Below are 13,804 nucleotides of genomic sequence, written 5' to 3' on the forward strand. Positions count from 1 at the left end.
AAACAAAGGATATTGTCTTCATTGACCGCTTTCATAAAAGTGTACACTGAAACTGTATGGTTTGACAACCTGACAGACTAACTGCCTCAATTTAGACAAAAAAAGAGTGCGGAACCTGAGGTCCGCACCCAAAACCATTTAGAGAGATGCCTGTTACTCGTACCCTTCAACTACAAGCTCAAGCTGGCCTGTGGAGGAATCGATAATCATGCCGTGAACGGGTACTCCCTGTGGAAACAGGGGATGATTTTTGATGACTCCTACAGTATGTTTTACCCCTTCATCAACACTGTCAAACCCTCGAAGCCAATTGTTCAAATGAATTCCGGAGTTGTCCAGAGCATTTATGACTTCCTTGGATACACCGCGTTCAAGCATGTGGCCAATCATTGTGTCTGCTTGCAAAGATGCCATACCGCACTCAGTGTGACCGACAACAACAACTTCGTCTGCCCCGAGCTCATAAATAGCTACAAGCACGCTTCGCATGACAGAACCGAAAGGTTGAGAGATAATGGCGCCCGCAGTTTTGAGGATTTTAACCTCACCATTCTTCAAATTCATCGCTTTAGGCAGCAGTTCCACCAGACGGGTGTCCATGCATGTGATAATTGCCATTTTTTTAGTTGGAAACTTACCGGCCGTATACTTTTCGTATTCTTTCGTCTCGACAAATGATTTGTTGTACGTCAAAATCTCTTGAATGTTGTTCATGTCCATTGCCTCCTGTTATCCAATACGATGAGCACGGCTGCTTGCATCGGTATGCAGCTTGTCCTACGCCCTATTCTTGATTATATCACGATCAGCAAACGACATGACATCTTATAAATCAGAATCAAGCCATTTACCTCTGTTAAAAGTTGATTATACGCATTGCAAAAAGTATCATCAATAGGGAGTTTAAACTTTTTTTGGAGAGGTGAACGATAACAATGGAACAACAAACACTGGAACATTTGGAATCATTCCGTAATTTGGCCCGCAAAATCAAAAGTTATCACGAAGCCATTGGTTTGCTTCATTGGGATCTGCGCACAGGTGCGCCGAAGAAAGGCGTGCCGACTCGCTCAGAAACGATCGGCATGTTATCTACCGAAGCATTCAAGCTTCAAACCTCGGATGAGATGAAAACGTATTTGGACACGCTCACCCAACCCGAGGTCTTGAAACAGCTGGAGGATACAGACCGTCGCCTGGTGGAGGACTGCAAGAAGGAATACGATCGCAGTCAATCCGTGCCGCCTGAGAAGGTACAAGCATACACGGTGCTCACGGCCAAATCGGAAACGGCTTGGGAAGATGCGAAGCATAACAGCGATTTTGATGGCTTTTCCCCGTATCTGACAGAGATCGTGAAACTTAAACAGGAGTTCATTGACTACTGGGGCGTGAAAAACACGCGTTATGATACTCTGCTTGACATGTATGAGCCTGATTTGACGGTAGAGAAAGTCGATGCTGTATTTGCCCGGTTAAAAGCACGCCTGGTGCCGCTCCAGGAAAAAATCAATGCATCGGAAAACAAACCGAACACCGAGTTCCTGAACCAGCTGTTCGATACGGATCAACAGGAAAAGTTCAGTCTGTTCATTCTGGGGCAGATGGGTTATGACTTTGATGCAGGAAGACTGGATGAAAGTGTTCATCCATTCGCCACAGGACTTAACCCGGGGGATGTGCGAATCACCACCAATTATTTGCAGGATGATGTGACGAGCGCCGTATTCAGTTCCCTGCACGAAGGCGGGCATGCCTTATATGAACAAAATATTGACGAAAGTCTGGCTGGTACCCTTCTGGCCGAAGGAACATCCATGGGCATTCACGAATCCCAGTCCCGTCTCTGGGAAAATATGATCGGCCGCAGTCGTCCGTTCTGGACACGCTACTACAAAGATTTGCAGCAGCATTTTCCGCAATTAAGCGAAGTGGCACTGGAAGACTTCTACCGTGCAATTAACCGTGTCGAAAGCTCACTTATTCGAATTGAAGCAGACGAACTGACATACAATCTGCACATCATCATCCGGTATGAAATCGAGAAAATGCTATTTAACGAGGGACTGGAAGTCAAAGATCTGCCGGAGACCTGGAACGCCAAATACAAAGAATATCTGGGTATTGTTCCTCCAAACGACGGTTTAGGCGTGCTACAGGATGTACACTGGTCCGGTGGTGATTTTGGTTATTTTGCTTCGTATTCCCTAGGCAATATGTATGCTGCACAAATTCTACATACATTGCGGAAGGAAATGCCGGAGTTTGATACGCATATCGCTGAAGGTAACCTGATTCCGATTAAAGAATGGTTAACCGACAAGATTTATCGTTACGGTAAAAGTCGCACGCCTTCCGAACTGATTCTCGCCGTGACGGGAGAAGAATTGAATCCAGATTATCTCGCTGACTATCTGGAAGCGAAGTATGCCGAAATCTACAAGCTATAAGAAAGCACAAATGGGAGCAGGGACTTAAAGTGAGCTGGGCATATTGCCCGGCTCTTTTTTTGGTGTGCAAGTTCTTAACCTTTTGTTTGGCAGCGGCATATTCATAGTAGAGAGAAACTGCTGAAACCAGCGAAGGAGGGAAACAGCATGAAGTACACGCCCTGGTTTATCCGGGCCATCGTTATTTTGCTGATTATTATTGTGGCACTCACGAGCTGCAATGAAGAGAAAAATGAAGCGAAGATTACGATTGGTGAGGTAACCCGTTCTGTATTTTACGCACCGGAGTATGTAGCCGTGGCCCAAGGTTTTTTTGAAGAAGAGGGGCTGGAGGTCGAGATCCAGACAACCGCTGGTGGTGACAAAACGATGGCTGCCTTGCTTGCAGGCTCAGTAGACATCGCTCTGGTAGGAGCGGAGACATCCATCTATGTCTATCAGCAGGGAGCCGAAGATCCGGTCATTAACTTTGCTCAGTTAACCCAGACCGACGGAACATTTTTGTTTGCACGCGATGCGGAAGCCAGCTTTGATTGGAACCAGCTCAAACAAAGCACCTTCCTCGGGCAGAGGAAAGGCGGGATGCCGCAAATGGCAGGGGAATTCACGCTGAACAAACATGGCATTGATCCGCAGAATGATCTGGAGCTGATTCAAAATGTTGACTTTGCCAATATTGCTTCTGCGTTTGCGTCAGGCACAGGGGACTATGTACAGCTGTTTGAACCACAGGCATCCATCTTTGAACAAGAGGGCCGTGGGAAGGTCGTTGCATCATTCGGAACCGAAAGCGGACATTTGCCTTACACGGTGTTCATGACAAAACAAAGTTACATCAACGACAACAAGGAAATGGTGCAGAAGTTTACAAACGGGCTGCACAAAGCGCAGGCCTGGGTAGATTCCCATTCGGCTGAAGAGATTGCCGAGGTCATCCTCCCTTACTTTAAAGACATTGACCAATCCATCCTAGTTAGTAGTATTAACCGCTATAAAGAACAGGGGACCTATGCAACCGACCCGATTATTGATGAAGAAGAATGGAACAATCTGCTGGACGTGATGAGTGCCGCCGGCGAACTTGAGCAACGGGTGGATTCACAAACGATTGTGGATAACACTTATGCGGAACAAGCGACGTCATCGAAGTAACCAGGCATTCAGGAAAGGAAGGGATATGTATGCCTGAATCCGATACGGTGATAAGACTGGAAGGAATTTCGCAAGTGTATGTCAGTGAGCGTGAAGCAACATTGGTCATCGAAAATCTGAGTCTTCAGGTCGAAAAAGGAGAGTTTGTCAGTCTCGTTGGTCCGAGCGGATGCGGCAAAACAACGCTGCTGTCCATCATCGCCGGACTGCTCACCCCGACGGCTGGAGAAGTAAAGATTAAAGGGAAGTTGGTTGAAGGTCCATCCGCCCAGATTGGTTATATGCTGCAGCAGGACTATCTGTTCCCATGGCGTACCATTCTGGACAATGCGCTGATTGGACTTGAACTGACGGGCAGGCTGGAGGAACGGAGCCGTAATCGAACACGCGAATTGCTGGCAGGTATGGGGCTCGAAGGAACCGAGAATTTGTATCCTTCAGAACTGTCGGGGGGCATGAGACAGCGGGTCGCGCTCGTACGGACACTGGCGACCGAACCGTCCTTGCTGCTCCTGGATGAGCCGTTCTCTGCGCTCGATTACCAGACCAAGCTGCAGTTGGAAGATCTGGTGTCGGATACGCTCAAGGAATCCGGGAAAACATCGGTGCTTGTCACACATGACCTCTCAGAAGCCATTGCGGTGAGTGACCGCGTTATTGTTCTGGATCGCAATCCTGGGCGTATTCGCAAGGAGTTTATCATACCGGAAGGAATTCGAAAGGTTCAGCCTTTTTTTGCAAGGGAACAAGAAGGTTTCAATGAGCTCTTCCAGGCGCTGTGGAGTGAACTGGAACAGTCTGGAGGAGGTGAGAAGAACGGGTGAATCAGATGAGAGAGAAGCAGGAAATGCGCCGCGAAGAATGGATGCAGAAGCTGCACCAAAGCCATATTCAGCAGGTCGCCAAATGGCGCCGCAAGGTGCTCTTGGTACAGTTGTCCCTGCTGGTCTGCATGTTTTTGTTGTGGGAGCTGGCAGGAAGGCTGCGCTGGATTGATGTGCTCTTGTTCAGTTATCCGAGCAAAGTTTTCACTCAAATTGGCAAGGACATCGCCAGTGGCGAAATATGGGCACATGTCGCGGTGACCGTGGGGGAGACGGCCGTAGGCTTTTTGCTGGGGACGCTTGTCGGAACGCTGCTTGCGGTCCTGATCTGGTGGTCTCCTTTTTTGTCCAAAGTGCTTGATCCCTATATGGTCGTATTCAACAGTATGCCTAAGGTGGCGCTGGGTCCGATCTTTATCGTCATGTTTGGTGCGGGCTTTACCGCTATTGTCATGACAACATTGTCCATTACGGTGATCATCACCACTCTTGTCGTATATAACAGTTTCAATGAAGTTGACGACAATTACATCAAGGTGATTCGAACATTTGGCGGCGACCGGTCCGTGATTTTCACCAAAGTTGTACTGCCGGCTTCTTTTCCCGCAATTGTTTCTACATTAAAAGTAAATGTGGGTATGGCCTGGGTCGGTGTTATTGTGGGTGAATTTTTGGTTGCAAAAGAGGGACTGGGTTACCTGATCATCTACGGATTCCAGGTATTCAATTTTACCCTAGTGCTATCGAGCCTGCTGATTATCGCGGCTGTAGCTACAGCAATGTATCAGATTGTAGTGTATGTAGAGCGCAAACTGCTGGCAGGACGCAGATAATACTGCAAGATCAGGTTTAATACAAAATAGCGGTTCATGCTATGTATACAATTTCACAAGGGGTGTCACGTTGCCCGATACAGTAAAATCAAGTACCATACTATTACGAATATTCCGTGTAGTCCTTCATGAATGCAATGATTGGAGGAGTGGGTCCTGCGGCTTCTGTCGCGTGGATCAAAATAGCCAGCGTCCCACATCCGGGACGCATTGTTGTGACCGGCATGCATTGGGCATGTCGGTTGATGCTGTTTATCTTTTTAAATGTGATTGAACGGGCTTGTCCATCACTTCTAGTTTTTTTTTCAAGAAATGGGAAATGGTTTGCCGCAGGGTGTGTAATACTAGGTATGACGAGTGCGGGGCTAACGCAGTTTTGTTAGAGGCATGAAGCTGGACAGGCATTCTACCGGATGGGACGAAGAGCTGGCTAGGATGCATAAACAGCTTAGAGGAGAGGGAATGAGAAATGGGTTTTAGGGTTATCAAAACCGCAATTGCCGCGCTGATGGCTGTTCTGATTGCGGACTGGTGCGGCTTGCCTGGACCAACATCGGCAGGCTTGCTCGCGATTCTTGGTGTCGATGTTACCAGAAAACGAAGCATTCGCACAATTTCGGCGCGATTCTTCGCTTCCGTTGTAGGACTTTTGTTTGCAAGTGTACTTTTTCACTTTTTAGGCTTCCATTATTGGGTTCTGGCCGTGTACATACTGATTGCGTTTCCGGTTATTGTTCGGGCCGGATTCAAGGAAGGCATTGTGACGGGTTCCGTCGTAGTCTTTCGCGTCTTTAGTGGCGGGGAGATGGACGTACAAGTCATTTTGGTGCAGATTGCTTTATTGCTGATCGGCCTGGGATCGGCGATGGTTGTTAACCTGGCCTACATGCCTGCAGCAGATCCGCAGATGCTTCAGATTCGCAAAAGGATCGACGAATTATTTTCAGTGATTTTCAAGGAGTTTGCCGCTACGCTTCGCAATCCCAATGAAGTGTGGGCAGGGAAAGAATTAATCGAAGCCGATAAGGCTGTCCTGGGCGGTATAGAAGCGGCCAAGCGTTCGCTGGAGAATCAGGTGATTCATCCGAACGAAGAGTGGAGCGTATACTTTTACATGCGAAAAACGCAGCTGGACTCCATCCAGCACATGATGCATCTGGTATCCCAGATTTATCAAAAGATGCCTCATGCCGAAATGGTGTCAGAGCTGTTTGATCAGCTCAGTCAGGATGTGCTCACGGAATCTTACACCGGACGAACTGAAAAACTTCTCGCAGATGTGCAGGAAGAATTCAGGCGGATGGAGCTGCCGGATACAAGGGAAGAATTCGAGATTCGTTCCGCGATTCTCCAGCTGTGCCGGGAACTCGCGCTGTATCTGAAAATTGCGAAGAAGGACAAAGCGCCTTCCCCGATGACGGACCGGTCCCAATCTACAAACGAATAATAGAAAATAGTTGTCACCCTAGACGGATGCCCTGCATACACTTGTAGTGAATGATTGTATGGAGGAGGTTTAAAGATGTCATTGAGTCATAAACATCAATGTAGAGAGATCATCACGAAGGCGATCTGCGGCAAAGGTCGTAAGTTCTCTACCGTAACACATACCGTGACTCCGCCTAATGGTCCGACCAGTATTTTGGGGGCTTGGATTATCAACCACCAATATGAAGCCGTATCAGCGGGGGACGGAATTGAAGTTATTGGTACTTACGATATCAACATCTGGTATTCCTATGACAAAAATTCGCAGACAGATGTAGCCAAAGAAACGGTGTCGTATGTAGAACATGTGCCTTTGTCTTACCTGGATCCGAAACACCGGGCTTCCACAGTGGAGGTATCTGCGGATGCAACGCAGGAACCGAGCTGTGTGGAAGCCACAGTATCAGCAGGTGGAGGCAGCGTAATTATCCGGGTAGAACGGGAATTCGCTGTTGAACTGGTTGCCGAGACCAAAGTTTGTGTGAAGGTATGCACAGATGGTTGTGGTGACTATGAAGACAAGGATTATGACTTCGGCAGCACGGATGAAGATTATGATGATCTTGATCCGGACCTGCTTGACGAAGAACTGTAAGTTCAACGTCTCTTGTATCCTTAGCTAAGGTATCATATGCGCCGCAAGCGGCAGTGAAGAGGGCGCAAGCCCTCTTTTTTCTTTTTTGGGCGATGGAAAGGAGGGACCGAATGAATGTGATGGAGGAGGCAGAGCAAGCTGCAAGGCGATACGAACGAATGCTGCCAGGTGAACGAGCAGGTCGATTGGAGAGAGCCGGTATTGAAGTGCTCGCCTCACGTGACAGGCAGAAGAGGGAACCTGGACTCCGAGCGCGTTACGACGTAGAGATCTGCTGCCTGCAGGCGCTCAGAATTAAACGTCGAGATACCAGCGGCATGGGCGGTTCACAGGAAAGCTTACTGGATCGTGAAACAACCTCAACGCTATTCAAACGAATCGAGCGGCTTGCTGTCAAAACGTTATATACCCTTGGACTTGATCACGGTGCCGTGCGCCTGGAAGCCTCCGGAAAAAACGGATGTGCAGTTCTGTCTATTGACCCTCGGCCATGGAAGGGCATGACAGATCTATCCGTCATGTACCGGGCAAGCTGGAAGCAGCTGCAGTCTCAACTTGATGAGGAGAACCGGAATAAGGTAACGCCCGTGCTCGGAATGGACCCGGAGTTTCTGCTTGTACAGATGCCCGAATCCAAAATCATACCTGCCTCGAGATTTCTGGGACGTACAGGTATGGCGGGGTGTGATTCCGTGACGATTGGGGGCAGAAGAATCTATCCAGTTGCTGAACTTCGCCCTGCACCCAGCTCGGAACCGCGTGAACTGCTCACCCACTTGCTTAGAGCTTTTGAACTTGCTTCCCGCAGTATAACCGACCATTCGTTAATTTGGCAGGCCGGAGGAATGCCGCAGCGCGGACTGCCGCTTGGCGGACATGTTCATTTCAGCGGAGTGACGCTAAATGGGGAATTGCTGCGTGGGCTGGACAATTATCTGGCCCTGCCGCTTGCGTTTTTGCAGGACCCGCGTGGTTCAGGCAGACGTCCAAGGTACGGGGCACTTGGTGATTTTCGCCTGAAGAACTATGGTGGATTCGAGTACCGCACACTGCCCAGTTTTCTGGTCTCTCCACTCGTTGCCAAAGGAGTTGTAGCCCTTGCGGGTCTTATCGCCGCTTCCTATTCCACACTCCGTCAGCGTCCGTTGATGAACACGGCAGTGCACACTGCATTTTATGAAGGTGATCGGGATCAAATGAAGACATACATTCCAGCGCTCCTCGATGATCTGGCCGGCTTGGATGGATATGCAAGATATGAACAATATGCAGCACCCTTGATCCGCCAGCTGAGAGAGGGCAGAACGTGGGATGAGAGCAGGGATATTCGCAAAGTCTGGAATATTCGTGCAGGTTCATGAAGAGTGGAAGTTTTTTTGTTATAATAGAAATCAATTCAATTTTGGATCTGATTACAGCTATGGAAGACATGCAAACAGCAGTCTGTGAAGGAAGCGGCAGATGGCCGAAACATGAGGCGGAGGCACGTAGATGTGCCTGACCGCCTTATTGTTCCTTCAAGGGCAGGGACTCTTCCTGACAATATAGGAACGGATGGAGGATATTCATGGCTCAGTACACGCCAATGATTCAACAATATTTACAAGTGAAAGCCGAAGCGCAAGACGCTTTTCTTTTTTTTAGATTGGGTGATTTCTATGAGATGTTCTTCGAGGATGCTGTCAATGCAGCCCGTGAACTCGAAATTACACTGACTGCACGTGCAGGCGGTGGGGATGAGAAGATCCCAATGTGCGGTGTGCCTTATCATTCGGCTGACAATTACATACAGCGTCTGATTGAAAAAGGATATAAAGTTGCCATTTGCGAGCAAATGGAAGACCCGACAGTAACCAAAGGTATGGTACGACGTGAAATCGTACGAGTTATTACGCCAGGAACAGTGATGGAAGGCAAGACACTGGGAGACAAATCCAACAATTATATGGTCTGCCTGACGGGAAACCACAATACACTGGCGCTCGCGGCATGTGATCTGTCGACTGGAGAGTTGTATGTAACATCAGTTCCGTATTCCAAGGAATGGCTGAAAGATGAGATCGGGATCTATGAACCTTCGGAATTAGTCGGTGATGGGCCTCTTCTGGATACAGTTGCTGCGCAGTCTTCCCCAATCGGGAGACCAGTTGTATACACGCCATGGACGAAGAGCAAGGAAGACCTTGTTCGGCAACAATTCGGTGAGGCTGCATGGGCGAGACTGGAGCCTGAACGTCAAGCGTGCGTTGCACGTCTGTTCTCGTACCTGAGTGAAACGCAGAAGCGGTCCCTGGGGCAGCTGACGCAAATCTCAACGTATGAGCCGGATCACTTTATGATTCTGGATCCGTTCACCAGACGTAACCTGGAACTGGTTGAAACGGTGCGTGAGCGTTCCAAGAAGGGCTCGTTGCTCTGGCTGCTGGACAAGACGGAGACATCCATGGGTGCGCGGATGCTGCGGCGGTGGGTGGATAAGCCGTTGCTGCAAAAAGGGAAAATCAATGAGCGTCTTGAAGCGGTGGACACGCTATACAATCAGTTCATTTTACGTGAGGATCTGCGCGCTGAACTGAAGGACATCTATGATCTGGAGCGACTGGTGGGACGAATAGCCTTCGGGAATGCCAACGGGCGCGATCTGAATGCACTTAAACTGTCCCTCGATAAAATCCCCGGACTGCGTCAGTATTGTGCTGAATCCTCTTCTACAACGCTGCAGAACATTGCGGAGTTGATGGATGACTGCAGTGACTTGCGGGATGCCATTGGGCAGGCCATAGTGGACGAGCCACCGGTTTCCGTAAGGGATGGAGGATTGATTCGTGAAGGATATCATGAACGACTCGACGAACTGCGGGAAGCTTCGGTAAACGGCAAACAGTGGATTGCCGAGCTGGAAGCGAAGGAACGTGAAGCAACTGGCATACGTTCTTTGAAAATCGGCTACAACAAAGTGTTCGGCTATTATATTGAAATTACGAAATCCAATCTGGCCTCCCTGCCAGAGGGTCGTTATGAGCGGAAGCAGACCCTTGCCAATGCGGAACGTTACATTACTCCTGAGCTGAAGGAAAAAGAAACGCTGATTCTCGAAGCACAGGACAAGATGGTTGATATCGAATATGGATTGTTTGCCGAGCTTAGGGATCGGTTGAACCAGGAAATCGCTAGACTTCAGAAATTGGCTGAACAGGTTGCGGAAATTGATGTGTATCAATCCTTCGCGGTGATCAGTGCAGAGCGGAATTTTGTAAGACCAACGCTGACAGACGGCTATGATTTTGTGGTGGAACAAGGACGTCATCCAGTCGTGGAAGCAGTGATGAGGGATGGTGCTTTTATTGCCAACCACACGGCAATGAAAGAGGAAGAGGCACACATTCTACTTATCACAGGCCCCAATATGGCTGGGAAAAGTACGTACATGCGACAGGTTGCACTGATCTCGATTATGGCGCAGATCGGGTGTTTTGTACCTGCAGGCCAGGCAGAAGTACCGATCATGGATCGCATCTTTACACGAATTGGAGCGGCGGATGATCTGATTGGCGGCCAAAGTACGTTTATGGTGGAAATGGCGGATATTCAGGTAATGACCGATAAAGCGACACCGCGAAGTCTGATCATTATCGACGAATTGGGCCGGGGAACGTCTACCAGTGAAGGCATGGCGATTGCCCAATCCGTCATTGAGTATGTGCACGACATCATAGGCTGTAAAGCGCTCGTATCGACGCATTTTCATGAACTGGCTCACCTGGAAGAAAGTCTGGATAAACTGGCAAACTACTCCATGGCTGTACAGGAGAGTGGTGACAAAGTGAACTTCCTGCGCAAACTGATTCCGGGTGCAGCAAGCAGCAGCTATGGCATTTACTGCGCACGACTTGCAGGTCTGCCGGACAGCATTATTGAACGAGCGAATGGGTTGCTGCACGGTTTTGAACATGCTGCAGCTCAGGTTGCGGTTGGCAGTGAGTTTGCAGGAAAAGCGAAATCGGGTTCGGATGTCGATACAGGACAGATGGTAACTGACGGTAATGGACCATCCATCATTCGCGAAGAAGTCGTGGCCACTTCCTCATATAAAGAGGATGCATACTTGGAGAGTGAGCCTGTCAAGGAACAACATAACAAGAATAAATCAGGTTCCAGACAACAAGATGTTGTCCAACTCTCCATATTCGGTGATGATGAACCGAACGTGGCAACCAAACCGGAAGTAGTCGCAGTGGACAAACCGACGCGGGATTTTATCCGCAATATGAAAGACATTGATGTAATGAACATGACGCCTCTACAGGCGATGCAATTATTGAACGATCTCAAATTAAAGGCACAGCAATTATCCTGATAACGGGAGGGGAAACCTGTGGCGAAAATCCATGTGCTTGACGAACATATTGCCAACCAGATTGCGGCAGGTGAGGTGGTTGAACGACCTGCTTCGGTTGTAAAGGAATTATTGGAGAACTCCGTGGATGCCGGCGCCACCAAAATTGAAGTTTCTGTTGAAGAAGGTGGATTGCTCAGCATTCGTGTGAAAGACAATGGTTCAGGTATTGAACCTGATGATCTGGAAACAGCCTTTTACCGTCACGCAACCAGCAAAATTACCCACGGACGTGATCTCTTCCAGATTACAAGTCTTGGTTTCCGGGGGGAGGCACTACCTAGTATCGCGGCTGTCTCCAAGGTCGAAGTGCTAACCGCCAGCGGGGACGATGGTCGCGGACGTAGGATTGTGATTGAGGGGGGCAAACTGTGTGCACACGAGGATGCAGCGTCACCCCAAGGTACAGAGTTTGTGGTCAAAGAGTTATTTTATAATACCCCTGCACGGCTGAAGTATATGAAAACCATTCAGACCGAGCTGGGACACATCTCGGATGTGCTCTACCGGATGGCCATGTCTCATCCCCATATCTCATTTACACTGCGGCATAATGCCAATGTGCTGCTGCAAACGCTCGGTAACGGCGATCTGCTGCAGGTAGTGGCAGCGATCTATGGGACGAGTGCGGCCAAAGCCATGCTGCCTATCCAGGGAGAGAGTTTGGATTATCGCGTGAGCGGGTTGATCAGTCTTCCGGAATGGACTCGTGCCAACCGGGGCGGCATGTCAACGATTGTGAATGGTCGATTTATTCGCAATTACGGCCTTAATCAGGCGATTCTCAAAGCGTATCACACGCTTTTGCCGATAAATCGGTTTCCGCTCGTCGTGGTGCAGCTTGAGATGCACCCTTCACTTGTGGATGTAAACGTGCATCCGGCGAAACTGGAGGTGCGATTCAGCAAGGAAGCGGAATTGTACGAATTTATTGAAACGACGCTGCGTGGCATACTGAGGCAGGAAGTACTTATTCCACAAGTCACCAAACAGCAGATTAGACGAGGAGACAACAGTTCATTTATACAGGAACAATTTCTCTTTCCTCGAGGTCCGTTCAAGGATGAGCCAGAGTCGGAAGCTAGGGGTACACAAGAAAAGGCAGATCACACCTCAGTTTCAGGGAAACCGTCTGCAGAAGAGGACGATCTGGATGCACCTGCTGATATTCAACCAGGACAGGCTCCAGAACTCTTTACTGAGGTACCACCCTTGCCGGATGCACCGCCACCTGATCAGGCCACGGCGATGAATCCGTTCCAAGCATTCGCACTCGATCGGGCTGAGGTGGATGAACGTCCATCACCAACCCAAGATGCTGCCCCTGCATATCGTTCCAGTAACACGAATACGCAGGTTAGAGAGAGTCGATCATCATATAAAGCGGCAGTCAGTTCCAATGGAGAGCGCAGTTGGAAGGCCTCCAGTTTGCCTGACACAGCGAAGCTCGCAGCTGCGGTGAAGTCGGATGCGAGCATGCCTTCATTCCCTGAACTTAGCCTGATCGGTCAGCACCATGGTACGTATCTGATCGCCCAGAATGAAGATGGGCTCTATCTCATCGATCAGCACGCCGCGCACGAGCGCGTGAATTACGAGTATTATTACGAAAAGTTTGGCAACCCTGCTCAAGCTTCGCAGGAGCTCTTGCTGCCGATCACGCTGGAGTTTACCCCGTCCGAGACGGAAAAACTCAAAACAAGGCTCGCCTGGTTCGAACAGGCTGGTGTATATCTGGAGCATTTCGGCGGGCAGACGTTCCGCGTGCGCTCTCATCCGTTTTGGTTTCCCAAAGGGGATGAGAAAGATATCATCGAGGAAATGTCTGAATGGGTACTGAGTGAGCGCAGCATTGATGTGGGCAAGATGCGGGAAGCGGCTTCCATTATGTGCTCTTGCAAGGCGTCAATTAAAGCCAACCAGAAGCTGACAGCACAGGAGGCAGAGACACTCATCCAGCGGCTCGGTTCCTGTCGCCAGCCTTATACTTGTCCACACGGGCGACCGATTGTCGTTTCATTTTCAACCTATGATCTGGAGAAATTGTTCAAACGGGTCATGTAGCT

General features: G+C 49.2%; 11 protein-coding genes. 9 read left to right on the plus strand and 2 right to left on the minus strand.

All coding sequences use genetic code 11. The annotated features are described in order from the left end of the window. Nucleotides 1–153: 153 nt before the first annotated feature. Nucleotides 154–714: a beta-class carbonic anhydrase gene (locus AB3N00_RS00280; RefSeq protein ID WP_413032765.1), complete on the minus strand. Its 561-nt coding sequence runs from the start codon at nucleotides 712–714 to the stop codon at nucleotides 154–156. Between the two features lie 221 nt (nucleotides 715–935). On the opposite strand from AB3N00_RS00280, the gene AB3N00_RS00285 reads away from it, so the two are divergent. The 4 genes from AB3N00_RS00285 (at nucleotide 936) to AB3N00_RS00300 (ending at nucleotide 5,259) form a co-directional block, all read left to right on the plus strand. Beyond that, nucleotides 936–2,450, plus strand: coding sequence for a carboxypeptidase M32 (locus tag AB3N00_RS00285; RefSeq protein ID WP_413032766.1), 1,515 nt, complete (start codon nucleotides 936–938; stop codon nucleotides 2,448–2,450). Nucleotides 2,451–2,597: 147 nt separating this feature from the next. Next, on the plus strand, nucleotides 2,598–3,602 hold the full coding sequence (locus tag AB3N00_RS00290) for an ABC transporter substrate-binding protein (RefSeq protein ID WP_175399067.1): 1,005 nt from the start codon (nucleotides 2,598–2,600) through the stop codon (nucleotides 3,600–3,602). A 29-nt stretch (nucleotides 3,603–3,631) separates the two neighbouring features. Then, nucleotides 3,632–4,426, plus strand: coding sequence for an ABC transporter ATP-binding protein (locus AB3N00_RS00295; protein WP_413032767.1), 795 nt, complete (start codon nucleotides 3,632–3,634; stop codon nucleotides 4,424–4,426). Between the two features lie 41 nt (nucleotides 4,427–4,467). Continuing rightward, entirely contained in the window at nucleotides 4,468–5,259 is a 792-nt protein-coding gene (locus AB3N00_RS00300) for an ABC transporter permease (RefSeq protein WP_413035146.1), read from the plus strand. Between the two features lie 103 nt (nucleotides 5,260–5,362). Here AB3N00_RS00300 and AB3N00_RS00305 read toward each other — a convergent pair whose 3' ends face one another. Further along, complete coding sequence (locus tag AB3N00_RS00305) at nucleotides 5,363–5,485, minus strand: hypothetical protein (RefSeq protein ID WP_413032768.1); 123 nt, start codon at nucleotides 5,483–5,485, stop codon at nucleotides 5,363–5,365. 243 nt (nucleotides 5,486–5,728) lie between these two features. On the opposite strand from AB3N00_RS00305, the gene AB3N00_RS00310 reads away from it, so the two are divergent. From AB3N00_RS00310 to mutL, 5 genes are all read left to right on the plus strand, one after another. After that, on the plus strand, nucleotides 5,729–6,706 hold the full coding sequence (locus tag AB3N00_RS00310) for an aromatic acid exporter family protein (protein ID WP_413032769.1): 978 nt from the start codon (nucleotides 5,729–5,731) through the stop codon (nucleotides 6,704–6,706). Nucleotides 6,707–6,781: 75 nt separating this feature from the next. Next, nucleotides 6,782–7,342, plus strand: coding sequence for an outer spore coat protein CotE (locus AB3N00_RS00315; protein WP_095286426.1), 561 nt, complete (start codon nucleotides 6,782–6,784; stop codon nucleotides 7,340–7,342). 110 nt (nucleotides 7,343–7,452) lie between these two features. Further along, nucleotides 7,453–8,703: a putative amidoligase domain-containing protein gene (locus AB3N00_RS00320; RefSeq protein WP_413032770.1), complete on the plus strand. Its 1,251-nt coding sequence runs from the start codon at nucleotides 7,453–7,455 to the stop codon at nucleotides 8,701–8,703. Nucleotides 8,704–8,909: 206 nt separating this feature from the next. Beyond that, nucleotides 8,910–11,699, plus strand: coding sequence for a DNA mismatch repair protein MutS (mutS, locus tag AB3N00_RS00325; protein WP_413032771.1), 2,790 nt, complete (start codon nucleotides 8,910–8,912; stop codon nucleotides 11,697–11,699). Between the two features lie 18 nt (nucleotides 11,700–11,717). Beyond that, nucleotides 11,718–13,802 (plus strand): DNA mismatch repair endonuclease MutL, encoded by a 2,085-nt coding sequence (gene mutL / locus AB3N00_RS00330; protein WP_413032772.1) that lies wholly within the window; start codon nucleotides 11,718–11,720, stop codon nucleotides 13,800–13,802. Nucleotides 13,803–13,804 lie beyond the last annotated feature (2 nt).

This window comes from Paenibacillus xylanilyticus (genome assembly GCF_047246825.1).
GTDB lineage: Bacteria > Bacillota > Bacilli > Paenibacillales > Paenibacillaceae > Paenibacillus > Paenibacillus xylanilyticus_B.